Source organism: Streptococcus sp. HSISS3 (assembly GCF_000448605.1).
Classification (GTDB): Bacteria; Bacillota; Bacilli; order Lactobacillales; family Streptococcaceae; genus Streptococcus; species Streptococcus raffinosi.
This window is the reverse complement of sequence record NZ_CM002130.1, coordinates 2328660-2354546: the sequence shown is the minus strand read 5'-3', so window position 1 is coordinate 2354546 and position 25887 is coordinate 2328660. Positions and strand designations below refer to the sequence as shown.

Below are 25887 nucleotides of genomic sequence, written 5' to 3'. Positions count from 1 at the left end.
TATGGGAGAGTTGGCTCCTAAGGAGGACTAAAATGAAAGTTATTTTCTTACAAGACGTTAAAGGAAAAGGAAAAAAGGTGAAATCAAAGAAGTACCGTCAGGTTACGCTCAAAACTTCTTGATTAAAAAGAACCTTGCTAAAGAAGCAACAAACCAAGCCATCGGTGAGTTGAAAGGTAAACAAAAATCTGAAGAAAAACATGCTGCAGAGTTGTTAGCTGAAGCAAAATACGTTAAAGAGCAACTTGAGAAGGAAGAAAATCGTCTTCAATTTACTGAGAAGGTTGGACCAGACGGTCGTACTTTTGGTTCAATTACAGCCAAAAAGATTGCAGAAGGGCTTCAGAAACAATTTGGAATCAATGTTGATAAACGTCATATTGAACTTGAACATCCTATTCGTGCGATTGGTTTGATTGAGGTTCCTGTAAAGCTTCATAAAGAAGTAAGTGCAAAAATTAAGCTTAATATCAAAAATAGTGCTGAGTAAACCTTGACACTATAAGTAAATCTTGTAAAGGAGGGAGTAATTGTGTCAGAACCTCAAGAATTACGGGTACAACCTCAGGACTTAGTGGCTGAGCAGTCTGTTCTGGGTGCTATTTTTATTAATCCTGACAAGTTGATTGCAGTTCGAGAATATATCGAAGCAGATGACTTTTACAAGTATTCCCATCGTGTCATTTTTAAAGCAATGGTGACTCTGTCGGATCGAAATGAAGCCATTGATGCCACGACAGTACGTACCATTCTAGATGACCAAGATGACCTCCAAAATATAGGGGGTATTTCTTATCTTGTAGATTTGGTCAATAGTGTACCCACATCTGCCAATGCTGAATACTATGCTAAAATTGTGGCTGAGAAAGCCATGCTTCGTCGTATTATAAGTAGATTGACAGAGACTGTCAACCAAGCCTATGAGGGTTCAACTGAATCTGATGAAATCATTGCAAATGCCGAAAAAGCCTTGGTGGATGTTTCGGAGCATAGTAATCGTAGTGGTTTTCGTAAAATATCTGAAGTTCTTGATGTCAACTTTAATACTTTGGAGATGCGTTCACAACAAACGTCGGATGTTACCGGATTGCCAACTGGTTTCCGTGATCTTGACAAAATTACAACAGGTTTACACCCTGATCAATTAATTATTTTAGCAGCTCGTCCTGCTGTTGGTAAAACAGCTTTCGTTCTAAACATTGCTCAGAACGTTGGCACCAAGCAAAATAAAGCTGTTGCAGTTTTCTCACTAGAGATGGGGGCGGAAAGTTTAGTAGATCGTATGTTGGCTTCAGAAGGTATGATTGATTCCCATGCTTTACGTACAGGTCAATTGACAGAGCAAGATTGGAATAATGTTATGATTGCTCAGGGAGCTCTGGCCGAGGCACCTATTTACATTGATGATACTCCTGGTATTAAGATTACTGAGATTCGGGCACGGTCTCGTAAATTGTCACAGGAAGTAGAGGGTGGTCTAGGTCTTATTGTCATTGACTATTTACAGTTGATTACAGGGACACGGCCAGAAAATCGCCAACAAGAGGTATCAGATATTTCGAGACAGTTAAAAATTTTGGCCAAGGAGCTCAAAGTTCCTGTAATTGCCTTGAGTCAGTTATCTCGTGGCGTGGAACAACGTCAGGATAAACGTCCTGTGTTGTCTGATATCCGTGAGTCAGGATCTATCGAGCAGGATGCCGATATTGTTGCCTTTTTATATCGTGAGGATTACTATCGAAAAGAAGGCAAAGAACCAGGGAACGAGATTGAAGATAATACAATTGAAGTTATTCTGGAGAAAAATCGTGCTGGAGCGCGTGGAACGGTTAAATTGCTATTTCAAAAAGAGTATAATAAATTTTCATCGATTGCTCAGTTTGAGGAATCATAACTTTCAGATTTAAGGAGATATATATGAGTGATGCATTTGCAGATGTTGCCAAGATGAAAAACATCAAGGAAGCTATTAAGGCCCATGAAGGTCAGTTGGTGGAATTGACCCTAGAGAATGGTCGTAAACGTGAAAAGAACAAGATTGGCCGTTTGACGGAAGTCTATCCATCGTTGTTTATTGTTGAATATCAAGACTTCAGTTCTCAAGCAGGAGCTATTAACAATAGTTATGTTGAGTCTTATACTTATTCAGACATCTTAACTGAAAAGACCCTTATTCGCTATTTGAGTCCTGAGGAACAGGCTGAAATTGAGAATAAATAATAAAAAGCCTTTACTTGGGCTTTTTTTCGTGGTAAACTATTAAAGTATGTGAAATAATAGCAGGATAAAATGAAGCTCGTCAACAGGAAGTCAGCTAAAAAAGTAACCTTTGCTGTTTGGGCGAAGTCTTTCTGAACGAATCAGGTTTATCTAAAACGTTATTTCCTAAAAAATATTTTTTATAGGAGGACATTATTAATGTCACGTTATACAGGTCCATCATGGAAACAATCACGTCGCCTTGGTTTCTCACTTACAGGAACAGGTAAAGAATTGGCACGTCGTAACTACGTACCAGGTCAACACGGTCCAAACAACCGTTCAAAACTTTCAGAATACGGTTTGCAATTGGCTGAAAAACAAAAACTTCGTTTCTCATACGGTTTGGGTGAAAAACAATTCCGTAACTTGTTCGTACAAGCTACTAAAGTTAAAGGTGGAACACTTGGTTTCAACTTTATGGTTCTTTTGGAACGTCGTCTTGACAACGTTGTTTACCGTCTTGGTCTTGCAACTACTCGTCGTCAAGCACGTCAATTCGTAAACCACGGTCATATCCTTGTTGATGGTAAACGTGTTGATATCCCATCATACCGCGTTGAAGTTGGTCAAGTAATTTCAGTTCGTGAAAAATCAGCTAAAGTTCCTGCTATCCTTGAAGCAGTAGAAGCTACTATCGGACGTCCAGCATTCGTATCATTTGATGCTGAAAAACTTGAAGGTTCATTGACACGTCTTCCAGAACGCGATGAAATCAACCCAGAAATCAACGAAGCACTTGTCGTTGAATTCTACAACAAAATGCTTTAATTTTAAGATTATTGTATCAAAGCCCATTTTTATGGGCTTTTTTGTTTATCTTAAATCATTGATTTCTAGGTTTTTTCAGTTACAAGTTCCCTGAAACCATTTCATGGAATGAGACGGCTTTTCTGTTTTCTAATATTAAAAATCCCCTAGTCTATCTAATACAAGTGACTAGGGGTTCGAAATATTATGATAGATGACTTTGAGGTATTGATTATTTATTATCCAATCCACCTTCAAAATCTGCTGAAACATTCTCAACGTAGTTAGTGAAGTAGGTTTCAAAATCTTTTTTTAGTTGGTCGTACTCCTCTTCGGAGTAATCTCTATCCTCTATATAAGCCTGAAATCTAGGGATTTTCAAATCTTTTTGGAGACGCTGGATTACTTCTGTCTTTGTCATAAAAACCTCTCTTTCACACTTTATTTTACCATATTTTAAATCGAATAAAGCATTTAGGTTGTTTTGGAGTTTTACTTTTGATATACTGTCAAAGTTACTCAAGAAGGGAGATATAATGTCTATTATTACACTCATTTTAGCTGGGATTGTTGCTTTGGAACATCTCTATATCATGTATTTGGAAACTTTTGCGACGCATTCGGACACGACTAGTCGTGTTTTCAATATGAGCAAAGAAGAACTTCAACGTGATTCTGTTACAAACTTATTTAAAAATCAAGGGATTTACAATGGTTTGATTGCTGTGTTCCTCTTGTATGGTATTTTTACAAATAGTCAACTACTTGTAACGATTTTTGTCCTTAATGTTTTCTTTGCTGCTGTTTATGGTGCTGTAACTGCTAATAAGAAAATTATTTTAACTCAAGGTGGACCTGCAATTTTGACCTTGTTTTCACTTATTATCCCTTTATTTTAGGGACTTAATTGTAGAAGAAAAAAGCTGCTTTAACCATTGAGATGGTTAAAGCAGCTTTTTGTGTACTTCTATATATTGCTTTATTGAGGAATAAATCGTAGAAGAAAGTCTGTCATTTCTTGAGGAGATTCTTTTTTTCCTTTATTTATCCAGGCTTGACAAGCGCCAAAAATAGCATGCGCAAAATAAATACTGGCATAGTCTTTCTCGAATCCTTTGAGAGCCCTTTCTTCAGCAGTAGGGACAATGAAGTCCTCAGCTATCATACGCTGAAGTTTATGTATCAGAAAATCTTGAATTTCTTTTGATCCATTTGTAGACAATAGAGCTGACAGGAGCTTTTCACGAGTGAGAAAATCAAAGATTTCGAGAAAGGCTCCCTCTTTCTTTCCTTCATATTTATCAAAGATGTATTCTAGTTTATGAAAAAGCTCTTTTTGATAACTATCAATCATCTCATACTTATCTTTGTAGTGAGTATAGAAACTAGAACGGCTAATCCCAGCTGTTTGAACTAGACGAATAGTTGTAATCTCATTGAAATCTTGGTCCTTAAGACATATTACTAAAGCATCTAAAAGTGCTTTTTTAGTTTGCTCGCGCCGTTGATCTTGTGTCATATGTTTCTCCTTTTATACACTTTTAGACGTTGTGTCCAAAAAATAATTCTTTAATATTGATTTTCATATAAATGAGTTTATAATTGATTATATCATAAAAATAAACACACTGTCTAAAAAGGAGAAATATGTTAGCAGAATTAAAGGCTCTTCTTAAAAGTCCAAAGCTATGGATAACTATTATTGGGGTCTCATTGATACCCGCTTTGTATAATCTAATCTTTTTATCTTCTATGTGGAATCCTTATGGCAATGTCAAACATTTGCCAGTGGCGGTAGTAAATAAAGATAAGAGTGCTAGTTTTCAGAATAAAACTCTAAATATTGGTCATGATATGGTAGACAATATGTCTAAAAATAAAAATCTGGACTATCATTTTGTGACTGAAAAGGAGGCACAAAAAGGAATAGATGATGGTAATTACTATATGGTGATTACTTTCCCAGAAAACCTCTCAAGTAATGCAGCAAGCCTTTTGACTAATGATCCTAAGAAACTGGAAATTTCTTATCAAACAACAGCAGGACATAGCTTCGTTTCTTCAAAAATGAGCGATTCTGCCATATCTAAGTTAAAGGATACCGTTTCTAAAAATATTACATCAACTTATGTTGGAGCTGTCTTTAAGAGCATGTCTCAACTTCAGGGTGGTATGGGAACTGCAGCGAATGGGGCCAGTCAATTATATGCAGGTGCAGGTGCACTTCAATCTGGAAGTCAAACCTTATCAAATGGCCTAGGAACTCTTGCTGGTTCGACACAAACATTGGCGACAGGTGTAGATACCTTGAGTTCAGGCGCATCTGCTTATACTTCAGGTGTGTCAACTTTGTCAGGTGCTTTGTCACAGTTAAATAGTAACTCTGAGGCTGTCAATTCTGCTGCAGGTCAATTTGCTTCAGGTGCAGAAGCTATGAACGCTCTGGTAACTGGTGCAGATTCTTTGTCTACAGCACTTAGTCAAATGGCTACAGCAACAAGTTTATCTGAAGAACAGCAAGCACAGTTGTCAACCTTGTCAACTAATTTAACTGATTTGAATACAGCAATTCAAAATCTTAATACAGCAGTAAGTAATACATCATTACCTAGTGGAACATCAACAACATCAGTAGATACAAGTTCAATAGCGACTTATCTTTCAAATATCTCTTCTGCAGCTAGCTCTATAGCCACAGCTAGTGCCACTGACAAAGCGAACGATTTAGCTGCGGTACAAGGAACAGCTGCATATCAGAGCTTGACAGCAGATCAACAAGCAGAGATTACATCAGCAATTAGTAATGCAGGATCGACAGCTAGTAGTTATGCTTCAACTATTGCAACAGATGTGTCAAGTATGTCAACAGCTTTATCTAGCTTGACAGGTACGACAACTACAGGTAGTGGAGATTCAAGTAATTTAGCTACTTTACAAACGTCGATTTCAGGTATTGCTAGTTCAGCCAATGCCCTTCTTCCAGCAGCCTCATCGACTGTATCATCAATGCAATCTAATATTGCTAGTCTCAATTCAGTACTTGTCAATCAATTGTCACCTGGAGCAAGTCAGGTTGCCTCAGGTGTGTCAACAGCTCAAAGTACTTTAGCTACAGGTGCAAGCAATCTCTCAACAGGTTTGTCAACCTACACAGGTGCTGTGTCAACAATTGCCAGTGGCGCTCAAACTCTAGATGCTAATAGTAGTAGCTTGTTGTCTGGATTTGCCAGTCTTCAAAATGGTACAAATGCTCTCAATACAGGTGCCCAACAATTAGCAACCGGAGGAAATACTTTGACAAGTGGATTGACAAGTCTGTCAACAAACCTATCTACATTGTCTGACTCGTTAAATAAGGCTAATCAGCAACTATCTCTTGTTTCGGTAAAATCAGACAATGCAAAAATGGTTAGTGCTCCGCTCAATGAGAAGAAAACAGATAAGGATAAGGTTGACACAAATGGTGTGGGAATGGCTCCGTATATGATTTCTGTTTCTCTTATGGTTGTAGCTCTTTCAACCAATGTCATCTTTGCTAAGAGTTTGACAGGAAGAAACTTTACTAGCCGTTTTGACTGGGCTAAGAATAAGTTATTTATCAATGGTATTATTACGACAATGGCTGCTATTGCCCTTTATATTGCTATTCGATTTGTGGGGGTTGTACCAAATCATCCATTAGCTACATTTGGTATGATTCTCCTTGCAGCATGGACTTTGATGGCTCTGGTTACAGCCCTTGTAGGTTGGGATGATAGATATGGTGCATTTGCTTCCATGATTATGCTACTTTTGCAGCTAGGTTCTAGTGCAGGAACTTATCCGATTGAACTAAGTCCTAAGTTCTTTAAGGTCGTTCAACCATTCCTACCAATGTCTTACTCCGTGTCAGGTCTTCGTCAAACGATTTCTATGACAGGACAAATCTCAAATCAGGTACGCATGCTATTCATTTTCTTACTTATTTTTGTAGTTGTAGGTATTGTTATTTATAGACCAAAGTCTGAGAATGTATAAACTAAAAGTCAGCTCTAATTAGAGCTGACTTTTTTACGTTATTCGATGTAGATATCACCTAGATCAGAGGTAATGGTAAGTGTGTTGTCTTTTGAGTTCTTAAGGTTATTCGTAATCTCTGTTTCTCCCGAATGACTGTCAGCTTGAACATTAACAGTATGATTTTTAAGACTTATTTCAACGTCACCTGAAGTAACATCAAGCTTGTTATGCCCATTAAATACCAAGTTGTTACCGGTATAATCCCCTAATGTAATAGATAAATCAGAGTTAGCGAAAAGCGTATCATTACTTTCAACACTACCGACAGCAAGATGGGCCTTTAAGTTATTAACAGTCATCTCGGTAAATGTTAGGTCACCTACTTTAAGGTCAATATTTGACTGTTTAATTGTGCTATTATTTAAATCTAAATTTCCAGATGCCAAATCTGCCTTTAGAAAATCAATCGTTTGTTTTTTAGGGAGTGTAATGATTATGGTATTGCTTTCGTTGAGAGTAGATAGATTTATTAAATCTTTTAATCCGAATAAGTTGAAATGATTATGGGAAGTTAGAGATTTATCAGAATAATTCTCGTTGATGCTTAATTGACGTTCCTTTACAGTAATGTCAATTGGATTTTTCTTTTTTGATAATAAGTGATAGTTGCTTTACTAACATTTCCAGTTTTAATAAGGATATTGTAGCTGTTACTTTTTATATCCATTCGATTGAAGTCGTTAACTTCTTTCTTTACAAAATCCAGATCATTTTTGGGCTGATTTTGTAAATCAGTTAAGGCTCCATGGCTGTAGCCCCAAATTGCTAATCCCCCACCTAAGAATACAGAAATGAGAGATATTCCAAGGACGACTTTTTTCCAAGTTTTCATGATTTTCTTCCTTTCCTGATGAGCCATTTAATCAATAGAGTAATTAGCTTTACAATAAGTTTACAGATTTCAAATGAAACCAAAAGTAGTAAGAGCGCTCCCCCAAACATCAACAGTCCTAGACCTACTCCAAACAGTGTTGAAGCCAGTGAAACACTTAAGAGAGAGAAGCTTGTAAAGAAAGTGTAAACACCACTAATGAGTAAGGCAAAGGTAAGAGCTAAGGCAGTCACTATGACTGCGAAAATAATCATAAGAAGTGTCATTAGCATAGCTAAGAAGAATAGTAAAATTGGTAAGGCGACTGGACTGGCTAAAACAGCTAGGATAGCAATCCAAAGGATAGTCGTTTTATTGCGTAAGCTGCTCTTATCCTCAATAATCTTTTCATCAAGCAGACGAGTGATGACTTCATGAGCGGCTTCCTTAGGTGTACCCAATTCTGCAATAACTTGAGCTTCATTTTCAGGTCCAGCCTCCTCAAAGTACTCCATAAAATATTCTAGAGCTTCTTCGTAGTCCTTTTGTGGTAATTTTCGTAGATATTTTGTTAATTTGGCTAGATATTCAGTCTTTGTCATGTCTTAATCTCCCTTCCACAATACCGTCCAGAGTTTCTTTATAGGTTAACCATTCCTTATTAAGAAATTCTAACTGTTCTTTTCCCTCCGAGGTAATACTGTAGTATTTACGTTTTCTACCTTGATATTCTTGACTATAGGTCGTCATATAGCCGGCCTTTTCAAGTTTTTTAAGAATAGGATAAAGTGTTGATTCCTTGATATTAGCTGCAAGTTTTATGGTTTGACTGATCTCATAACCATAGGAGTCTTCTCTATCGATAATAGCCAGTATTAAGAACTCTATCAGGATTGATGATGTTGGAAAATACATAGTCTACTCCTTCGCTTTTAGGATATGTATAAAAATTATATATAATTATTTTACATATTGAGTGTACCTCTTTTAGAAATATATGTCAATATTTTATATATAAAAATTTTATATAATAGGGCTATCTTGTTTTTTATGATAAGATGAAGTTAAGGAGTTCTTATGATTATTAAAGATAAATTGGCTCACTATGAGCCTAAGCCCTTGGGAGAATCTGGTCGCTATGCAGTACTCTTACCTTTGCTATACAATGAAAAAAATGAGAAGTATCAGGTTCTTTATCAAGTACGAAGTGAACATATTTCTCAGCCGGGAGAAGTTTCTTTTCCAGGTGGACATGCCGAAGATGGCGAGACTTTTCAAGAAGCCGCCATACGAGAAACTTGTGAGGAATTAAATATAGTTCCTAATCAAATTGATATTTGGGGAGAGATAGACTATCTTGTTCATCAGGGGAGAACCGTTCATTGCTTTGTAGGAAAACTGAATATAGATAATTGGGAAGATATTTCACCTAATGAAGAAGTGGCTCGTCTGTTTACAGTAGATATTGACACCCTGTTGACAGAAAATCCAGTTTATTATACAGTGACTTCTACCTTGAGTGATGCGAAAGATTTCCCATTTTTCCTGGTAAAAAACAGAGATAGATATAATTTTGGGTACAGTGAACGTCATATTCCTTTTTACAGAAACTTGACAGAAAATATATGGGGGATGACAGCTATGTTTACACATAGATTTACAGATATTTTGAAAGATTTAGATTGAAAATAAAAGATCAACATATTATTGTTGATCTCAGAATGAAGACAAACATCGTTTTTGATGTTTGTCTTTTTTATATTCTTACCTAATTCTCCTATAATCCAATAATATTGAGATATTTGGGTAAAATAACAGGTCTTTCCTACCATCATTTTTACCAATTTTTTGATATTTAGACATGCCAAAGTAAGCCCAACCTTATCTTCCATTTTGGACTTTCCTTTTTCTCTGGTATAACGCAAGTTATGATATTCTTTAGCTGTTCCGAATAAACGTTCTATCGTTTCTTTCCGGTGTTGGTACCGTTCCTTCATCCCACTTTGATGACGGATATCTTCACAGATTTCTAAGGCATCTTTCCAAATATGACTCACAACAACTTTTTGGTGCTGGCGACTTTCAGTACAAATCGCTAACAAGGGACAGGTCTTACAAATTTCGGGATTACTTTTATATTCTCTATAACCTTCACGTGTCGTTGTACGGTAAGTTAATACCTGGTTCTCTGGACAAAGATAGCAGTCAAAATGCTCGTCATAGACAAAGAAAGCCTCTCTTACCTCTTGGCCTAGTGTAAGGGAATACTGGCGTAATCTCTTTTTCTAAAAGAAACTTGGCAATACTAGGTGTTTTGTAGCCTGAATCCGCAATAATGAATTCAGGGGAGAAGGGTTCTAACTTGGCAAACAGAGCAGGGAAGGCCTGACTATCATGGATGTTACCTGCTTCAACTGTATAAGCCAAGGCCCAACCATGTTTATCACAAGCTACCTGAGCATTATAAGCGAAGACTTCCTTGTGTTCTCCCTTGTGAAACCAACCACTATCTGGATCAGTCGTTGATTGTTTCTTAGATTTAGCCTCGCCTTTTTTGGCGGGCTTTAAGAACTTTTTTGCATGCTTCTTCCTGTCTAAATTAATCTCAACATCCAGTTGTTCACTCATGAATTTAGCTTTTTGATCAACAACAACATTTTTGTACTTATGATTATTAGCAGCTGCCTTGATATGTGTCCCATCGATGAAGATTTCTGAGGGATCAATGAGCCCCGCTTCCAAAACTTGATGAAGCACATGACTAAAAATGTGGGCTAACAATTCTTTATTTTGAAAGCGTCGGCTATAGTTCTTACCATAAGTTGTAAAATGAGGTACCTTATCGTCCAGAGATAAGCCAAGAAACCAACGGTAAGCTGTATTTACTTCAATGTCCTTGATAGTTTGGCGCATAGAACGAATGCCATAAAAACATTGAATCAAAGGAATCTTAACTAACAAAACAGGGTCTAGACTAGGGCGACCATTATCTGAAGAATAACTATCCTCAACAACATCATAAATAAAAGAAAAATCAATCGTTTCTTCAACTTTTCTTAGAAAATGGTCTTTAGGCACAAGTTCATCAAGTGTATAGAAACCTACTTGACGACGATTATATTCAGGATTATCTTTGTGAAACATAGGAGTACCTCATCAAATACCTTTTCTTTCATTATACTCCTTTGAAGTAAGAAAAGTCCCCAGAAGTATAACTTCTGAGGACTTTGTCTTCAATCTGAGATCAACATATTATTGTTGATCTTTTTGTTATTAGTTAGATTGTTTAATAGGGGAAAAGAAGTGAAATTCATTTCTGAAATAGGCCATCGGGTAGGTATTTAGCAAGTTTGTCAACTTCATAGTTAGGAGTGACTGTTTATACTTCATTTGATACGAGGAGAGTAGTGTGTTAATAGAGGTTATGATGTTTTGGTTCCATTTTTCCTAAGACTGATAATTCTATTAATTTTTCTTAGGTAGCTCATTATGTTGAAGAGTAAGTAGAGCATATAACTATAAATAGTAATGCTCCAAAAATCTGGGACAATACTGAGACTATAGACAAATAAGACTGTCGCACTAACAAAAATTAAACAGCTGCATATCATTGAAAGTAGAAGATATCCTTTTGAAAATAATAGGCTTTCTACGATTAATGCAAAAGCAGGTAGTAACAGAGTTAAGATGATAATAATAAAGATGAAGCGTTGTGTATCATCCAGCATTAAGTTACCCAATGATTTCCCTAGGTAAGAACGGGAATCACTCCCCCCAGGATAAATCAATTCTCTTGTCAAAGGACTGACTAGGATTAGAGTGTCAAATAGTGAAAAAGCCGCCCATCTCCAAATAGGGAAAGACCATTCTTCCTCAGATAAATCTCTCTGAGTTCTTTCTTCATTTACTTCTAATTTGATTGTCATCAATATGTACCTCATTTGGGAAGTCGTTTTTTTGCTTTAAGATATACCATCCATCTGGTAATTCTGATTTTTTAAGTACCTGTTCTAATTGAGAATGTAAGTCAATTTCTTTAGAAGTGGAACCAGAAGGAAAACTCAATCGGATAGTAAGTTTTTTGTTTCGTAGAGCATCTTTAAGTGAAAAATCATAATAGCCACCTAGCGCTTTAGAATGTTCTTTTTTATAAGAATAGAGCGTTGTGTCTGGTACAGGTTCAATCTGAACAATAATATTTTTCAAATTGTTCTCGCTCCTTAAAGCTTTGGAGATACCACTGATAAATTTTTTATTTCTAGGGTTGATTTTAATAGACTTTTTAACAAAATCGTCCCAATATTCTCTGTCATCAGGTAAAATCTTATATTCACTATTTTGGCGATTAGAATCTGAGTCGCTTTCTGTTGGGCTAGCGATGTAAGGATAGAGTAAATCTTGAATATGGAGAGGCAGTTGAGTTTTTACATGTACTTTTTTGTTATTAATGGTTTCTTGATAGTCAATATGGAAAATCAGGTAATGTTTAACATCATTTTCTTCATTCATACGATAAGTAATTTTATCTGCCCATCCGATGCCTACTATTTGTACTTTTCCTTGAAATCCACGAGTTTTATAAAATCCTTTAATATTTTCTTGAGCATTGTGATAGAAAAAGATGGCAATCATGGTCAATAATAAAATAAAGGGCATAGTGATTTTAAGGTATTTGAAGCTATTTTTTACCATATTAGTTATGACTCTCCTTAACTAGTAGGTTGTAATCTTTTTGACTTTTAACTTCCTCGAGTCGTCCAGTAGTTGTATTAGTACTTGTAAAATACCAATAGATATCCTCGTTATCTGGCGTTAACTCTTTTTGTAGTTTAATAGCGTCATCCAAATTAAGTGAATCAGTTGTTACGATAATTAGGCTAAATCTTTTTTTGAGAGATTGGTCACTGTATTCGTTATCACCTTGATCTTTGTAATCATCAAAATTTCTTTCTTTGGTCCAAATAAGGGGCATGGAGTTGATAGTGAGGGGGTCATCTTTATTACCTATAGAAAAATTATCCTTTGAAAGGAGATAGCGGTAAGGTTTAGTAAATCCGTGGTATTGACTGACTATCGTTGGTTTGGTTTTAGTTGCCTTATGGGTTCGTAAATTAACATAGAATACCTTTTTGTTGTCATAAGATGAAAATTTAACGAACTCATCTTTACCATCTGAGTACATGGTATTATCCATGGAACCGGGATAGTCATACCCTAGTTTTTTAGCGAGGTCGAGTACATTAATGGTATGTCCTTTTCCAGTGTCTTTACCGAGTTTATAATAGTGGATAATATCATAATTTTTAGAGTTCTTCTTGTGTTTAGGTAGTTTATACCTTGATTCTTGGAAGGCTAAATAGGTGCGACCGACGGCTAATTGACTTCTCTCAAGTGCTTTTTCATTTCCAAACTGAACACCCAAAACGTTAAAGTTTCCAATTTTGATGTTTTGAAAGGATTTTATGGAAACTTTTTTATTAGTATAGTCGTAAAGTCTATCGTCTAATGAATAAGCAGCTTGAATTCTATAACCATAGCGAATGACTGTACCTGTAAGTAGAATGGTTATAAAAATAAGGAGGTAAATATGCCACATACGCCATCTAAACGTTTCTATTTTTGTCATAGGGAGATCCTCTTTGAGTAATAGAAAAACCATGAAAATCTTATTTTCATGGTTTTTAATTCAATTATTTTACTTCAGTGAGCGTAATGCATGGTTTAGTAATATTCATGAATGACAGAAACGTTGATTTTATGGGCTTTTTAACTTTTCAATTGTTGATGAAATTGGGTTATTTTGACCTTTCTTTAGTTTTAATCAGATAAAAATCAGATAAAATCCTACTCTTTAACTAAGTGAAGTGAAAACCAGCTCTGCTTCATATAACAAAAAATAAGTGAAGCCAAAACGGGTTTCACTTCACTAAAAAATGAATAAGTGAAGTAAAAGTGGCTTTCGCTTCACTAAAGAAGAAATAAGTGAAGCAGGAATGAGTATTGCTTCAATAAGAGATAGCTTATTGAACGATTGAAAGAAGTTGAGGACAATAGTAGGTTCTATTCCTTTGAGCGTTATCAGTTAAAAGATAGCCTTCCTCAATCAACTTGTTTAGTAAGGTATAAGTGGTTCGTTCAGAAATTTTTAGGTGTTCACTAACTTGTTTCGCCTTAAAAATTGGAGCTGAGAATATAAAGTCAAGAAGCTGGATACCTGATACAGAATGAAGTTTGGGGATGATTTGTTCCTTCATGATATTATATAGGCTCAGTATATCTTGAGCTTTTTTTGTACTCTCTTCTGCAGACAATATCACTCCTTCTAGATAGTATTTAAACCAGTCTTTCCAGTTGTTATTTTTTGAAATATTTGACAGGTGAGATATGTAAAGAGACCTATCTTTTTCAAAGTATGAACTCATATAAAAGGTTGGATAAGAAAGGAGTTCTTGATAGTATAGGAACAGTGGTATGAGCAATCGTCCAATTCGTCCATTACCGTCTTCAAAAGGGTGAATCATTTCAAATTGAGCATGAATAATTGCCGACTGGACCAATAGGTCTAAATCATCATAATGGATATATTGCTCTAAGTTAGACATATATTCTGGTGTTTGTTCCGCAGGGACAGGAGTGTATGATATCGAAGCTATGCTACCGATATAGTTTTGGTTTCTCTTAAAATTACCAGGATTTTTACTGCTACCTCTAACATTATCCAGAAGAATTTTGTGCATTTCTTTAATAATTCTATTAGATAAAGGCAAGCCTTTAGAATCATTATTATTGATGATAGAGATGTTTTCTAAAGCGTAAAAGAGTGCTTTTCGATAGTTAATAATCTCATGCAATTCGTCACGCTCAATATCAACTTTATTACCCGCTTCATAATTAAGTAAGTCTTCCAAAGTAGCATGAGTTCCTTCAAGTTTTGAGGAGAGAACGGCTTCTTGGCTAAGCAAGGGAGAAATCAGCAGCATAGGATTAATGATGGATTCTAAAAATCCTTCATAAGTACCAATAGCAATATTGGCTTTAGTGACTAACTTAATAATTTGAGGGTCAGTGTATATTGAAGTATAGTCAAAAGGGAGTTTTTTTGGTAAATGTGGTTTGGGTATATTTTTAAATCTATCCATTTTCTTCTTCCTATCTAAAGTTATTTCTCCGCCCAGTCAGTCCAATCATCAAAGGTTGTATTATGGTAAAGTTCTATCAGTCGAGGTCTGATAGATTGGATAATATCGACTAATTCATGACCTTCATAAAATTGCGAAAAAGGCATACCAACTGTTGCTTGGGATATATCTGAAAGTAGCTGTCTTGTTGTTTGGCTATCCGCAAGTGTATTTATCAGAAAACCAAGTAAGTAATTGGAATCATAGCTAACTTCTACGCCTACTTGAGGTGAATCTTTAAGTAGGCGTTCATAGCCTTTTTTAACTTCTTGTTTGATTTTATCTTTGGTAAGATTTTCTAGATTTCCGATAAAATCATATGAAGTATAGATTTGATTGGCAAAGTAATCAGAAAGTTCTTTGACTTTAGTATCATCAAGTCCCCTTTGCTGACTTAGATAGTTCTGAGCTTCCTGTCTAATTGAATTTTTTAGCGTGTCATAGAGCATTTCAAAGAAGATGTCGTCTAAGTAGCCTTCACTTGGGTAACCAAAATCATTTTCCCAGTCAGGATTTTCAAATGTTCCAATGCTTACCCCTCCGCTAATTGTGACGGATTGTATTGGATTTGTTTTAATCCTAAAAAGCTCATCTTTTATCTTTAATGGGGTTTCAGGATATTCGTCTAAAAATTTACCATAACCGAGTTTTCTAAGATAAAGTTCAATGTATTCTTCTAGTTCTCCATAGTAAAACCAACCTACAGGTTTCCCATAGATTTTTGATACTTTCTCTAAAACTTCAAGAGGAGCTAAGTTATCTCCTCTAACATATGCATTAATGGTTGATTTTTTGAGTCCTAGACGATTTCCAAAATCTGTAAAGGATAAATTCAATTCATCCTTGACTTGTCTAAGTCTTCGCCCCACAGACTTTTTATCAGGTTTAAGTATTTCAAACATAAGTTACCTCTTAGACCATTATAACACAGGAGTTTATAAAATCGTACATTTTTTGGAGATAACACTTGACGCCGTGTATGATATCGTATATAATTATTGGTGAGCATTAGGATTGCTCAAAAAATTTTACACCATTCGTACATAAAAACGTATATGTTCGATGGAAAGGAGCTAACCTAACAATCAAAAAAGAAAGGAAGGTACAAAAAATCCTTGAACAACCTAGTACATCGTTCAAGGACAGTAAATCTAATTATTGTAATTATACCATCTATTTCGGATAAATGCTAGTTATCCAAAATCAGAAAAGGGGGTAATTATGAATTTAACAGGTATGGGACTACAAATAATAGAGTGGGTAGTCTACTTACAAGAGACAAAAGAGATAGTCTTAATCAAACCAGAGTATTGTAATGATTTGGATGCCAGATAACTCTATCACCTTATCAAGGGTACGGGATCTGAGCGATTAATTGAATCTAGAGCTTTGCAGATTGCGACTGACTTTCTCAATCAGAAAACACAGGTAAGCTAATGAATGAATACGATTATCAAGAAGTTGTGGACAGGGTTGACGGTCTTAACTCAGTTTCAACACTGAAAAAGTGGCGATTAAAAATTGAAAGCCTGACCGATACTCAATTTAAAGAAAGTAGGGTGAGAACGGGTCGAAACTCATATTCTAAAGTTTATCTTTTTACAGAAGATGACCTAAACCATTTTCAAGCGATTGCTGATAAGAAGTCTTCGTTGGGGCTAGAAAGTGCAATTCTAAGCGCTTATGAGTTTTCTAAAGAAAATGATTCTCAAAAGCCTATTAGAGAACTTGTTGATGAGCTAGAGGTCTCCTTTAAGGAAATCCAAGAAGATTATCGAAGGAACCTAGCAAAGTTGAAACAGGAGTTAGAAGTGCTTCTGGCTAGAATCCAGACCTTGGAGAAAGAGACGGAAGAGAAATCATCTAAGAGACTTGGATTCTTTCATCGATGAAGACGGTTCGCCACCCCACCGCTGGGCGAGTGGTCAACACGGTAGCCCAGAGCAGGTGGGGAAGGTGGCAAACGGCTGAACTCGATTTGACATTTGCACCCCAGCCCCTATTAGGGGGTGCACACATACATGAAATGTGGTCAAATCCCTTGATACGCAAGGAATTTAGTGATTTGAAGCAAAATTCACGAAAGAACCTTTATAAAGCCCATGATATCAATGGTTTACGACAGATTTCATGTAGGCGTAGTTTTTATGAACAGGAGAAAAATACATGACAAAATTTAACTTAACAGACGAAACTGTAAAAGTAGGCGATTTGAAATTGGATAAATCACAATTTGACATTCCAAAGAAAGTGACTATCCTTTCTTCACGGGTTGCTCCAGTCTATAAAAATATCAATGGCGAAAGCATTGCGACAGATGAAGTGGCTAAAATTACTTGTTCTGTACAAGATACAGACAAAATTCAGGCCTTGAAAGACTTGGGTTATTCCCCTGATGACCTTAAGAGCATTCGTTTGGAGATTGTAGATAATCTTGACAAGTTAGTTAAATCCGTTGAGAAGGATGAGCTGAATTCTCTCGTAGTAGAACTTGTAAATCCAGAAGTCCACCTTGGTTGGCGAGCTAACAGTAATGGTGGTGGAAATTGGGGTGGCTTAAAGCTAGTGGCAACCGATATTAAATTTATTGGAGCCTAAACATGGATAACTCAGTGATGTTAGACTATTTAGCTGTAACGATTAAAGGCTTAGCCCCAGATGATGTCATTGAGAAAATCCTCATTCTTCCTAAAGACAAGTTTGTCCTCAATGAATGGGGTATAAACAAGTACCAACGGCATTATGCCTTCTCAGAGATAAAGGTTTATTTCAATAAGGATTGGGAATCGAAAATGGGGGTCTTTATCGAACTGAGAGGGCAGGGGTGCCGTCAATATGAAGAATACATGGAAAGCAATGTCAATAATTGGGTAACATTAATGAAGCGTATTTCTGAATATCATAGTAACGTCACAAGGCTAGATATCGCCAATGATATCTTTGACGACAGCCTATCCGTCCCACTTATTTACAGTTACTGTAAAAGGCAACTCTGCATATCAACTGCTAAAACCTTTGATTACCATGAAAAGAGTATTCTTGAAAATGGTGAAAAGGTTGGTGAGATGGTAACGCTTGGTGTTAGAGGTACTCAGCAATGGTGTATCTATAACAAGCTGTTAGAGAAAAAACTAGACAAAGATTTACCAGAAACGCCATCATCATGGACAAGAGCAGAGCTTAGATGTTGGCAAGAAAAGGCAAATTTATTAGCTAAACAGATAAAAGATGGGCGACCGCTCAAAGAGATTTACTTTGAGGCAATTAACGGACATTATCGTTTTGTCAGTCCGAGAGACAAGGATTCTAACCGTTGGCTAAGAAAAAATGTAAAGTGGTGGAATGACTACCTAGAGACAAAAGAAAAGACTGTCTTGAGTGTTAAGCGAACGAAGCCAACTCTAAAACAGTCTGAGCTATGGACAGAAAAACAAGTCTCACGAACACTCGGGAAACTCTATGTGGCAAAAGCAGAATCACATGGACAAGAAAAGGCAGATAATTATATTCAGCACCTACTTGAGCTTGGTATATCTAAGCTAACGAAAGTAGACGAAACAGACATTCAGCAGTACAAACAAGAGCAATTAAGCTCAGCCTATTGGGGCATAAGAAAAGACGACTTGTAAAACGCTACAATCCGCCTTTCTAAAAATAACTATCTTGACTATAACTAGAATAGAAGGAGAATTCAATGGCAATATTAAAAACAGAACATGATTTTGACTTGACCCGTAACTGGTACCGAAAATCCGTCTTTTTAGATGAACTCTGGCATGGCATGACAGTTGCAACACTTAATAGCTATATTCGTCAGATGAAAGACAGTCCATACGCCTTCGGCATCAAAGGAACGCATGGCAACGTCTTTATCCACTCAGAAGTCTTTGTAGTATGGTTTGACTACAAAATTACTAACCAGTATGTTGCAAAGATAGTGTAGGGGGTACCTATGAGAGATAATGGTTCAAGAGTACTCATCATCAGTTCTTGGCGACCAGACCCTAATAAGGCGGGTAACGTCTTGGTGAAATTCGCTATGCGATTTACCCACCCTATTACTAAAAAATCTCACAAGAAATACCTTTCTACAGGTGCTAGTAAAGGGTGGTTTACTACTAAGGCAAGACCAAGTAAGAAAACATCATCTGGGAAAGAGCGTCTCTTGGTCAGTGATATAAAAAACTCGCAACTGATTACACAGGTCACGCAAGAACTAAATAAATTAGTTGATGACTATATTGCTGAGGTAACAGGCGTAACACCCAAGAAAGCAAAGAGGATTTTAACCCTAGAAGAAATCGCCAAGCCCTTTGATGAAGATGGAAATCTTTATGGTAAAGCCTTTAGAGCATGGCATGAGAGGGTCAAGCCAGCCAATAATACCCTTAAAACAAGAGTTACTATCTACAACCGTTATATTGAGCCTAACTTTGATACAAGAATATCTATCACAAAATTTGCCTCTATGACAGATGAAATTCAAAATCTTATCAATGTTTCTTCTATGCACATGGCAAGAAACCTGCATATCTACCTTAAGATGATTTTTGACTGGTCAGTGGAAAATGGACAAATTACTCTTACACAAGACCCGATTACTAATAACAAGGTTAAAAGGCGAGTTCTGACAAAGAGTGAGGAGCAGAATAAGAAACGTGAAGACATTGCGGAAAAATACTTAGAAGCAAGCGAAGTTAACTATGTTCTCCGCCTGATAGAAAGCTGGACAGATAGGTCTGATAATCAACTTATTGCAGACGTGTTGAGAATGATTTTCCTAACAGGCATGAGACCAAGTGAGGTTTTGGGTTTGAATGAAGATATGCTTGATTTTGAGGGAAAGTGGATAAAGGTTCATTGGCAGAGGGCAAGTAAAATAAATCAGATGAGGTTATGGAAGCTCTTAATCTTGATGAAAAGGAACGTTACCGAGCAGACCTTAAGACTAAGGAAAGTGTCCGTACGATTCCAATGAGTTCTGAGGTAGAGAAAATCTTGCGACACTACATTGACAGAAATAAGTTTCAAGCTCAATTCAATCCGACTTACCAAGACTTGGGCTATCTCTTTACTAGAACCTATATCAGGGCAGGTAATAGGCAAGGTTCTCCGCTTTATCACAACGAGCTATCACAATTCCTGAGAGGTGGTTCTAGTCAGTCAGTAAAGTATAATAAGAAGGCAGGTAAGTCCTATAAGGATATTGATAATTTCCTAGACTTTGGGAGACCGATTCATGTCATTCCTCATATGTTTCGCCATAGCTTTATTTCCATTATGGCAAGTGAAGGCATTGATCTCCCAACCATTCGAGAATTTGTCGGACACTCGGAGGATTCTAAGGAGATTGAACGTGTCTATCTCCACGTGATTAAGAAACAAAAAGACACCATGAGAGGAGCGGTTGAAAAGCTAGAGAAGTTGATTGAGTAACAAAAGTTAAACTTTAATCAGATAAAAACTAGATGAAATAGAATTTTGAACATTAGAAAAAAGCCTAGAAACATGCGTTTCATAGGCTTCTTTCTTAAAATGTTTGTTTCTTAATATGGCTTACTTTAGTGATGAAAGTCAAAAGAAAGAGTAGTGTAGATAGGATGATAGCTGGAAGGAAAAGACCTGTCCAATTAGTCATTCCCATTTTCAACAATCTGAGTGAATGGTTCATCAGACCAATCATTGCAAGGTTAATCACTAGGGAAATAAAGAACGCTAGTCCCGTTATAATAAGACTTTCCCAAAGTTTTGTATGCAACAGTTGAGCAGGGGAAACTCCTAATGTGGCTAACTGTTCCTGCTCTTTGGCCTCCTGGCGGACAGACAATAATGTCATGGAGACTACGTTTGCTAATATTAATAGTACAGGAGCTAGGAAAAAGGCAATAAAGGAAACTAATAATTCTAATTCACCGTCTTCTTGAAAGAAAGAAAAGATATTTTGCGAGAGTAGTTGAAAACTCCCAACCAATGTAATTCCAGCAACAACCGAAGCATTAATGGCTTTAAGATAAGATTTTTGACTTAGAATTTGCCATTTTGCAAGGATTGGGGCATACCTGTGGCTAAGTAGTACGGGTGATAAAAGTTTGATAATACCAATTTGAAGATAGGGAGATAGAGCATAGATAGCAAAAACATTGACTAGCATGAGATAAAGCAAGGAACCAGTACCCAATAGTGGTTCTGAATGATAAAACATAAATAAAAGGGAAGCATATAGGGCAACTAAAATAGCCCATGGGACTGCTTTCTTAACAATTATCCAAAATTTAAAAGTTTTTCGTTCGACTTTCTGTTTAAGGAGTTTACTGGTATAGAAGTACCCACTAACAAAAGCGAGACTAGAAATTAAAGCTACGGTAGCAAGCAGTGCCAACGGTTGAGAACCAAAGTTTAAATCTGGCATCATACCTTTGCCAAAATACTTCTGTAAATAATAATAGTAGTAACGGCTTATCGGTGTTGCAATGAGAGCACCAGGTATACTGGAAATAAATGCCATTAAACTAATTTGTCCAGCAACTAAAATTGACAACTGCCAGCGGTTAGCACCTAAAATTTCCCAAAGTTGATAATCCGATTTGAAATAATTTAAAAGACTAGCAATGAGACTGGAAATAATAAGAAAAAGAGTTAGCCCGCCAAAGAAAATGGGCATAAGGAATACTGGGCTTGGGTCTGTTTGAACACTGAGTAGTACGTCCTTGTTTGCTATAATATTAAAGTCGCCTGAAAGGGATATCCCTGAAATGAGACTTGCCATAAAAAAGACAGGTACAGTTGCGGTCCATTCTTTCCAACTATATCTCCATTGGTAATAAATGAGTTTTAACATGATTTATCTCTCCCTTACATCAGTCTCTATACCTAAAGCCTTAGTTAATTCTTCAGACTTAGGTTTTATAATTTCTTGGGAAATCAAACCATCCTTAAGGATGAGTGCTCGGTCAGTTTTTGAAGCTAGCTCAATATCGTGAGTAACCATGAGGATACATTTCCCCTGATTAGCTAGTGTTCTTAAAATATCAAAAACAATTTGACGAGAGGTACTATCAAGCGCACCAGTAGGCTCATCTGCAAAAATAATCTGACTATCTGCTAAAATAGCTCGTGCAATAGCTATTTTTTGTTGTTCACCACCAGATAAGGTTGAAGGGAAGGCTTTGCTATCTGCCTTGAATTGCAATTTTTCCAGTAATTCAAGTATCTCTTGGTTGTTGACCTTTTTGCCTGATAATCTTAAAGGTAAGGCGATATTTTCAATAATAGGTAGTGCAGGTACCAAATTATAGGATTGGAAGATAAACGCTAAGGACTCACGTCTTAGTTTAGCAAGTTTATTAGGACTAGTTTGATAGGGATCTAAACCTTGAATCTCAACCTTTCCTTGACTTGGTTGCAATAGACCTGACATACATTTTAATAGTGTTGATTTTCCAGAACCACTGACACCTAATATAGATATAAATTCACCATAGTTAGCTGATAAACTGAGACCGTTTAAAATCTGAACAGTCTTACCCTTGCTTAATTCAAACGACTTAGCAAGGTTTGTTACTTCGATTGCCTGTGTTTTCATAGTCATTCTCCTATAAGTTGACTTTTTTCTATTGTATCATTTTTAATAAGCTGTTGTAAGTGAATAAATAATAGTTTGGTAAATAAAAGTTAGAAATAATTCAATCAGACAAAAATCAGACAAAACCGCAATTTAAGCACGAAAAAAGCCTAGAAACATGAGTTTCATAGGCTTTTCTTATCTTAATTACTTTACCTCAGTAAGGGTTAAATGATTAAGCTATAAACCTTGTCATATCAAGGATTATGGGTTTTTGAAGTAAAAAGGTAGTGTTAAAGGTAGTGATGAAATTAATTTGCTAGTTCTTCCATTTTATTTAAGAAAATATTCACTGCCTCAAATTTCTTTTTAGGTGCTAGTTCAGCGTATGTGTCCATAGTTGTTTTGATTGACTTGTGTCCCATTCTATGTTGCAACTCTTTCCAGTTCATACCTGCATTTAACATCATAGAAGCGTGTGTATGGCGGAATAAATGAAAACCATAATCGGGTAGTCCTAAAGCGGACAATCGTTTTTTAAGGGTTGCTCTTTCATTTCTATCGCACATATAGTTACCATAAATTGTTGGAAAGATGAGCTTGGACTTCGGTAGACCGTGTTTTTCAAAATAGATAGTCATTTCTTCATGAAAATCTTTGAGGCTTTCTATGACTGAAAGTGGAACAGCAACTCTACGATTTCCAGAATCTGTTTTGGGAGATTTTTTACAAATCATTTCCCCTTTGCTACCTAGTTTCTTATTTGCGGTTTTCCACATCAGAGTTTTACTGACAAGAATTTCATTGGTTTCAAAGTCAAGGTCAGTAATTTCTAACGCTAGTAACTCGCTAATTCGTAATGCAGATGCTAATAGTGTGTTACAAATGACCTTAAAGCGTCTATTTGCTCTTGTATTTGGCAAGCTTTCAAGGTAAGACAACCAGTGTTTCAGGTCGTCATCATGAAGTACCATGACACGCTCTTTGTTAGATTTTGGTTTTGGAGGAATTTTAATTGTTTTAGCAGGATTAGTAGTTAGTCCACAATTTGTAATACCGAAGTCAAAAATATCACTAACCTTGTGAGCTATTGCCCCAAAATCTCTAGCATTCCCTTTTGGGGCACGTTTCACCCCGGAATCAACGTACTTCTTTGCTTTTTCAGCTAATTTGTTTACCCAAAGTTGGATATCAGCAGGTTCAATCTGTTCAGGTTTGTATTCTCCAAATTGTGGAATGATATAGGTATCAAGATAGCCTCTAACTCGGTTAATGGTGTTTTGAGATGCTACCCAAGTTTTGAAGTTGCTAAACCATATTTCAGCTAGACTTTCAAAATTATCAATTTGGATAGTTTCTTTAATAGTAGAGCCAGCTTTTTCAAAATCAATTTTAGCTTCAACAATTTTTCTATCTAAAGATTTCAATGTCTTAGCAGTAATAGTTTTGGTGATTCGTTTACCTGTCTTTACATCAGTTCCAATATAAACACCTTTGAGTGAATAGCTGATATCACCATTTTGTTTGGTGATTTTTGTTATCTTTTTATTATTGTGTTGAATGATTTCTTTACTCATAGAGCCTCTTTCTTCGGACAATCAAAAGGCTAGAATAGAACCCTCACATTCTTTGTTTGATGATTTCATTCTAGCACATTTTGAAGTTAAATAGTTAAAAAGTCAATAACATCTTCCATCTTGTAATAAATGGTACGTGTTCCTTCAATTGGTGGTTCAAGCCGTTTCAAACCTTTGCTTTCCCATGATTTCAAAGTATTTGGAGAAATCTGTAAAATTTTCAAAAGTTCTTTTTGTGTGACGATTCCGTAGAAACTATTTTTTTAAATCCTTTCTGAATGATGGCAATAAGTGTGTTCAGTAATTCTTCAATTTGGTTTAGTTTAATAATGTCCATCAGCTGTTCCTTTCTGTTCTTTAATTACTTTTTCTAGACGTTTCGGATTATGCCGACGTGAATCAAGATAACGAGCGAAAAAGTAGGTTCGTTCAATGATTAGTTCCAGTAGAGCGGTATTATTATCTCGGGCGTACCATACCAGTTCTTCAAACTCTGTGAAGTCCTTTCGTTCAATCGTATCAATGACCTTGGTTGTAAAATCATCAGTATTTTGTTGTACTAGAAATTTATCCAGTTCAAACCCACATCCACTTTCGATATCTTCAATTTCGTAAGGAGTTTTATCAGGGTTCTCCGCATGAATAAAATAGTCGTATAACCCTTTGGGTGACATTACAGGTTCAACGTGGGCAGGACCATTTAGTTTATTTTTGATAAGTTTCGACACCTGAGAGTAACTTTTGAGAGAATCAAAAAAGAATGCTCCATGCTTGTGTGCCTTTTTAAATTCTCCTGTTTCTTTGTTTACATCCTTGTCATGCCACGGCGACAGTACAAATGGAACATGAATCTCCTCTAGGGTTTCTAAGTAGTTGTCTGGTGCACTTTCCTTATAAAATAGGAAAGTCCATTTATTGGAACGTTGTTCTTTTGCCATAGGAAAAATTCCTCGCTTTCAATTTTTTTATTTCTATCTATTAGGAGATTGGGAAGGTACAAATCGGAGTCTTTTGAGAAAAATTTTGATTTTTTGATTATTGATTATTGGATTAAGTGGGGGTCGTAGTAACCCCACTTAATCCTAAATTTCACGGTAAAAACGGCGCTGTTTGGCTTTCACTACGTGAGCCACAGCGCCGTTCCTTTTATCTATTTTCGTTTAGTTCCGATAAAGTACAGCCATTTCCCTTTCCGCTCAGGGTGTGAAAAGTAATAGCTAGGGTTACGGTTGGCAATTTCTTCACTAATAAGCATTTCCACATCTTTTAGAATTTTTGTTGCTTGTTGAGTTTTAGGAATATGAATCAACAGAGTAACTTTATTCTCTCGAATGTCTACAATTGCTTTTCGAACTGCTTGGTTAAAGTATTTGTTTACAGGATTGTAGTGTGTTACTTTTGCTTGTTCAGTTGTAGTTACTGCTTCGGAGAGTTCGCTTTGATGTAGAAAAATACGGATTGACAAGGTTTGTTTAATGGATTTACATAGATTTGATAGGTTGTCTTCCTCTTGTCGTCTATTAATTTCACGACTAATGAGCAAAATGAAAATAAGAGAACTGATAAGTGAAATTGATAGGCTAATCCAGAACACTATATTTGTAAAGTGATAAATAAAGATTAAATAGGTGATTTCTTTTAAGGAATTCATACTAATTCCAAAGAAGATTGTGCAGAATGCACTTAGGATAG

24 protein-coding genes and 5 pseudogenes are annotated in these 25887 nt (G+C 36.2%); 12 read left to right on the top strand and 17 right to left on the bottom strand.

The window, feature by feature from the left end:
- The first annotated feature begins 32 nt into the window (after window positions 1–32).
- The 4 genes and pseudogenes from rplI to rpsD all read left to right on the top strand — a co-directional run bounded on the left by rplI (window position 33) and on the right by rpsD (window position 3030).
- A pseudogene (gene rplI / locus HSISS3_RS11030) lies at window positions 33–490 on the top strand (50S ribosomal protein L9).
- A 42-nt stretch (window positions 491–532) separates the two neighbouring features.
- Window positions 533–1894, top strand: a complete 1362-nt coding sequence (gene dnaB, locus HSISS3_RS11025) for a replicative DNA helicase (RefSeq protein ID WP_021152683.1) — start codon at window positions 533–535, stop codon at window positions 1892–1894.
- 23 nt (window positions 1895–1917) lie between these two features.
- Window positions 1918–2220: a Veg family protein gene (locus HSISS3_RS11020; RefSeq protein ID WP_002888157.1), complete on the top strand. Its 303-nt coding sequence runs from the start codon at window positions 1918–1920 to the stop codon at window positions 2218–2220.
- 198 nt (window positions 2221–2418) lie between these two features.
- Window positions 2419–3030, top strand: a complete 612-nt coding sequence (gene rpsD / locus HSISS3_RS11015) for a 30S ribosomal protein S4 (protein ID WP_002885833.1) — start codon at window positions 2419–2421, stop codon at window positions 3028–3030.
- A gap of 211 nt (window positions 3031–3241) precedes the next feature.
- On the opposite strand, the gene HSISS3_RS11010 is transcribed toward rpsD, so the two are convergent.
- Window positions 3242–3430, bottom strand: a complete 189-nt coding sequence (locus HSISS3_RS11010; RefSeq protein ID WP_021152682.1) for a hypothetical protein — start codon at window positions 3428–3430, stop codon at window positions 3242–3244.
- Between the two features lie 115 nt (window positions 3431–3545).
- Here HSISS3_RS11010 and HSISS3_RS11005 point away from each other — a divergent pair, with 115 nt between their 5' ends.
- Window positions 3546–3908 carry a DUF1304 domain-containing protein gene (locus tag HSISS3_RS11005; RefSeq protein ID WP_021152681.1) on the top strand — a complete coding sequence of 121 codons (363 nt, stop codon included), beginning with the start codon at window positions 3546–3548 and terminating at the stop codon, window positions 3906–3908.
- An 80-nt stretch (window positions 3909–3988) separates the two neighbouring features.
- Here the strand turns inward: HSISS3_RS11005 and HSISS3_RS11000 are convergent, their stop codons facing one another.
- The gene (locus HSISS3_RS11000; RefSeq protein ID WP_002888160.1) at window positions 3989–4528 is read right to left on the bottom strand and encodes a TetR/AcrR family transcriptional regulator; all 540 of its coding nucleotides are present in this window, start codon (window positions 4526–4528) and stop codon (window positions 3989–3991) included.
- A 128-nt stretch (window positions 4529–4656) separates the two neighbouring features.
- On the opposite strand from HSISS3_RS11000, the gene HSISS3_RS10995 reads away from it, so the two are divergent.
- Window positions 4657–7026 carry a YhgE/Pip family protein gene (locus tag HSISS3_RS10995; RefSeq protein ID WP_042772022.1) on the top strand — a complete coding sequence of 790 codons (2370 nt, stop codon included), beginning with the start codon at window positions 4657–4659 and terminating at the stop codon, window positions 7024–7026.
- A gap of 38 nt (window positions 7027–7064) precedes the next feature.
- Here the strand turns inward: HSISS3_RS10995 and HSISS3_RS12605 are convergent.
- From HSISS3_RS12605 to HSISS3_RS10980, 3 genes and pseudogenes are all read right to left on the bottom strand, one after another.
- Window positions 7065–7927 (bottom strand): annotated as a pseudogene (locus HSISS3_RS12605) (DUF4097 family beta strand repeat-containing protein).
- On the bottom strand, window positions 7897–8481 hold the full coding sequence (locus HSISS3_RS10985; RefSeq protein ID WP_021152677.1) for a DUF1700 domain-containing protein: 585 nt from the start codon (window positions 8479–8481) through the stop codon (window positions 7897–7899). The pseudogene HSISS3_RS12605 and the gene HSISS3_RS10985 overlap by 31 nt, the downstream one beginning before the upstream one ends.
- Entirely contained in the window at window positions 8468–8794 is a 327-nt protein-coding gene (locus HSISS3_RS10980; protein WP_002888166.1) for a PadR family transcriptional regulator, read from the bottom strand. The genes HSISS3_RS10985 and HSISS3_RS10980 overlap by 14 nt, the downstream gene beginning before the upstream one ends.
- Window positions 8795–8956: 162 nt before the next feature.
- Here HSISS3_RS10980 and HSISS3_RS10975 point away from each other — a divergent pair, with 162 nt between their 5' ends.
- Window positions 8957–9565, top strand: a complete 609-nt coding sequence (locus tag HSISS3_RS10975) for an NUDIX hydrolase (protein WP_021152676.1) — start codon at window positions 8957–8959, stop codon at window positions 9563–9565.
- Here HSISS3_RS10975 and HSISS3_RS10970 read toward each other — a convergent pair.
- The 6 genes and pseudogenes from HSISS3_RS10970 to HSISS3_RS10945 form a co-directional block, all read right to left on the bottom strand.
- A pseudogene (locus HSISS3_RS10970) lies at window positions 9481–11023 on the bottom strand (IS1182 family transposase). The gene HSISS3_RS10975 and the pseudogene HSISS3_RS10970 sit on opposite strands and share 85 nt — an antisense overlap.
- 278 nt (window positions 11024–11301) lie before the next feature.
- Window positions 11302–11805, bottom strand: coding sequence for a hypothetical protein (locus HSISS3_RS10965; protein ID WP_042772021.1), 504 nt, complete (start codon window positions 11803–11805; stop codon window positions 11302–11304).
- Window positions 11780–12571, bottom strand: a complete 792-nt coding sequence (locus tag HSISS3_RS10960) for a hypothetical protein (protein WP_021152674.1) — start codon at window positions 12569–12571, stop codon at window positions 11780–11782. The genes HSISS3_RS10965 and HSISS3_RS10960 overlap by 26 nt, the downstream gene beginning before the upstream one ends.
- A 1-nt stretch (window position 12572) precedes the next feature.
- Window positions 12573–13505 (bottom strand): hypothetical protein, encoded by a 933-nt coding sequence (locus HSISS3_RS10955; RefSeq protein ID WP_021152673.1) that lies wholly within the window; start codon window positions 13503–13505, stop codon window positions 12573–12575.
- A gap of 394 nt (window positions 13506–13899) precedes the next feature.
- A complete protein-coding gene (locus tag HSISS3_RS10950) occupies window positions 13900–15018 on the bottom strand; it encodes a Fic family protein (protein ID WP_021152672.1) in 1119 nt (372 codons plus the stop codon).
- 20 nt (window positions 15019–15038) lie between these two features.
- The gene (locus HSISS3_RS10945; RefSeq protein ID WP_021152671.1) at window positions 15039–15959 is read right to left on the bottom strand and encodes a helix-turn-helix domain-containing protein; all 921 of its coding nucleotides are present in this window, start codon (window positions 15957–15959) and stop codon (window positions 15039–15041) included.
- Between the two features lie 534 nt (window positions 15960–16493).
- Here HSISS3_RS10945 and HSISS3_RS10935 point away from each other — a divergent pair.
- From HSISS3_RS10935 to HSISS3_RS10910, 5 genes and pseudogenes are all read left to right on the top strand, one after another.
- Window positions 16494–16949, top strand: coding sequence for a hypothetical protein (locus HSISS3_RS10935; protein WP_021146624.1), 456 nt, complete (start codon window positions 16494–16496; stop codon window positions 16947–16949).
- A 274-nt stretch (window positions 16950–17223) separates the two neighbouring features.
- The gene (locus tag HSISS3_RS10925; RefSeq protein WP_002887471.1) at window positions 17224–17655 is read left to right on the top strand and encodes a hypothetical protein; all 432 of its coding nucleotides are present in this window, start codon (window positions 17224–17226) and stop codon (window positions 17653–17655) included.
- A 2-nt stretch (window positions 17656–17657) separates the two neighbouring features.
- Entirely contained in the window at window positions 17658–18686 is a 1029-nt protein-coding gene (locus tag HSISS3_RS10920) for a replication initiation factor domain-containing protein (protein WP_021152670.1), read from the top strand.
- Window positions 18687–18751: 65 nt separating this feature from the next.
- Window positions 18752–19000: a hypothetical protein gene (locus tag HSISS3_RS10915; protein ID WP_014632502.1), complete on the top strand. Its 249-nt coding sequence runs from the start codon at window positions 18752–18754 to the stop codon at window positions 18998–19000.
- A 9-nt stretch (window positions 19001–19009) separates the two neighbouring features.
- Window positions 19010–20493: pseudogene (locus HSISS3_RS10910) on the top strand (site-specific integrase).
- 94 nt (window positions 20494–20587) lie between these two features.
- Here the strand turns inward: HSISS3_RS10910 and HSISS3_RS10905 are convergent.
- The 6 genes and pseudogenes from HSISS3_RS10905 to HSISS3_RS10880 all read right to left on the bottom strand — a co-directional run bounded on the left by HSISS3_RS10905 (window position 20588) and on the right by HSISS3_RS10880 (window position 25846).
- Window positions 20588–21895 carry an FtsX-like permease family protein gene (locus HSISS3_RS10905; protein ID WP_021152667.1) on the bottom strand — a complete coding sequence of 436 codons (1308 nt, stop codon included), beginning with the start codon at window positions 21893–21895 and terminating at the stop codon, window positions 20588–20590.
- A gap of 3 nt (window positions 21896–21898) precedes the next feature.
- The gene (locus HSISS3_RS10900) at window positions 21899–22639 is read right to left on the bottom strand and encodes an ABC transporter ATP-binding protein (protein WP_002887480.1); all 741 of its coding nucleotides are present in this window, start codon (window positions 22637–22639) and stop codon (window positions 21899–21901) included.
- A 290-nt stretch (window positions 22640–22929) separates the two neighbouring features.
- Window positions 22930–24195 (bottom strand): tyrosine-type recombinase/integrase, encoded by a 1266-nt coding sequence (locus HSISS3_RS10895; protein WP_021152666.1) that lies wholly within the window; start codon window positions 24193–24195, stop codon window positions 22930–22932.
- Between the two features lie 86 nt (window positions 24196–24281).
- Window positions 24282–24532, bottom strand: a pseudogene (locus HSISS3_RS10890) (MerR family transcriptional regulator).
- Complete coding sequence (locus tag HSISS3_RS10885) at window positions 24519–25133, bottom strand: replication protein (RefSeq protein WP_021152664.1); 615 nt, start codon at window positions 25131–25133, stop codon at window positions 24519–24521. Before HSISS3_RS10885 ends, HSISS3_RS10890 begins: the two are co-directional and overlap by 14 nt.
- Before the next feature lie 212 nt (window positions 25134–25345).
- On the bottom strand, window positions 25346–25846 hold the full coding sequence (locus HSISS3_RS10880) for a hypothetical protein (protein ID WP_229052018.1): 501 nt from the start codon (window positions 25844–25846) through the stop codon (window positions 25346–25348).
- Between the last annotated feature and the right edge of the window lie 41 nt (window positions 25847–25887).

Excerpts from the sequence above, each read along its gene's own strand:
- HSISS3_RS11020 (WP_002888157.1), top strand. The coding sequence starts at position 1,918 with ATGAGTGATGCATTTGCAGATGTTGCCAAGATGAAAAACATCAAGGAA.
- rpsD (WP_002885833.1), top strand. The coding sequence starts at position 2,419 with ATGTCACGTTATACAGGTCCATCATGGAAACAATCACGTCGCCTTGGT.
- HSISS3_RS11010 (WP_021152682.1), bottom strand. The coding sequence starts at position 3,430 with ATGACAAAGACAGAAGTAATCCAGCGTCTCCAAAAAGATTTGAAAATC.
- HSISS3_RS11005 (WP_021152681.1), top strand. The coding sequence starts at position 3,546 with ATGTCTATTATTACACTCATTTTAGCTGGGATTGTTGCTTTGGAACAT.
- HSISS3_RS11000 (WP_002888160.1), bottom strand. The coding sequence starts at position 4,528 with ATGACACAAGATCAACGGCGCGAGCAAACTAAAAAAGCACTTTTAGAT.
- HSISS3_RS10995 (WP_042772022.1), top strand. The coding sequence starts at position 4,657 with ATGTTAGCAGAATTAAAGGCTCTTCTTAAAAGTCCAAAGCTATGGATA.
- HSISS3_RS10985 (WP_021152677.1), bottom strand. The coding sequence starts at position 8,481 with ATGACAAAGACTGAATATCTAGCCAAATTAACAAAATATCTACGAAAA.
- HSISS3_RS10980 (WP_002888166.1), bottom strand. The coding sequence starts at position 8,794 with ATGTATTTTCCAACATCATCAATCCTGATAGAGTTCTTAATACTGGCT.
- HSISS3_RS10975 (WP_021152676.1), top strand. The coding sequence starts at position 8,957 with ATGATTATTAAAGATAAATTGGCTCACTATGAGCCTAAGCCCTTGGGA.
- HSISS3_RS10965 (WP_042772021.1), bottom strand. The coding sequence starts at position 11,805 with ATGACAATCAAATTAGAAGTAAATGAAGAAAGAACTCAGAGAGATTTA.
- HSISS3_RS10960 (WP_021152674.1), bottom strand. The coding sequence starts at position 12,571 with ATGGTAAAAAATAGCTTCAAATACCTTAAAATCACTATGCCCTTTATT.
- HSISS3_RS10955 (WP_021152673.1), bottom strand. The coding sequence starts at position 13,505 with ATGACAAAAATAGAAACGTTTAGATGGCGTATGTGGCATATTTACCTC.
- HSISS3_RS10950 (WP_021152672.1), bottom strand. The coding sequence starts at position 15,018 with ATGGATAGATTTAAAAATATACCCAAACCACATTTACCAAAAAAACTC.
- HSISS3_RS10945 (WP_021152671.1), bottom strand. The coding sequence starts at position 15,959 with ATGTTTGAAATACTTAAACCTGATAAAAAGTCTGTGGGGCGAAGACTT.
- HSISS3_RS10935 (WP_021146624.1), top strand. The coding sequence starts at position 16,494 with ATGAATGAATACGATTATCAAGAAGTTGTGGACAGGGTTGACGGTCTT.
- HSISS3_RS10925 (WP_002887471.1), top strand. The coding sequence starts at position 17,224 with ATGACAAAATTTAACTTAACAGACGAAACTGTAAAAGTAGGCGATTTG.
- HSISS3_RS10920 (WP_021152670.1), top strand. The coding sequence starts at position 17,658 with ATGGATAACTCAGTGATGTTAGACTATTTAGCTGTAACGATTAAAGGC.
- HSISS3_RS10915 (WP_014632502.1), top strand. The coding sequence starts at position 18,752 with ATGGCAATATTAAAAACAGAACATGATTTTGACTTGACCCGTAACTGG.
- HSISS3_RS10905 (WP_021152667.1), bottom strand. The coding sequence starts at position 21,895 with ATGTTAAAACTCATTTATTACCAATGGAGATATAGTTGGAAAGAATGG.
- HSISS3_RS10900 (WP_002887480.1), bottom strand. The coding sequence starts at position 22,639 with ATGAAAACACAGGCAATCGAAGTAACAAACCTTGCTAAGTCGTTTGAA.
- HSISS3_RS10895 (WP_021152666.1), bottom strand. The coding sequence starts at position 24,195 with ATGAGTAAAGAAATCATTCAACACAATAATAAAAAGATAACAAAAATC.
- HSISS3_RS10885 (WP_021152664.1), bottom strand. The coding sequence starts at position 25,133 with ATGGCAAAAGAACAACGTTCCAATAAATGGACTTTCCTATTTTATAAG.
- HSISS3_RS10880 (WP_229052018.1), bottom strand. The coding sequence starts at position 25,846 with ATGAATTCCTTAAAAGAAATCACCTATTTAATCTTTATTTATCACTTT.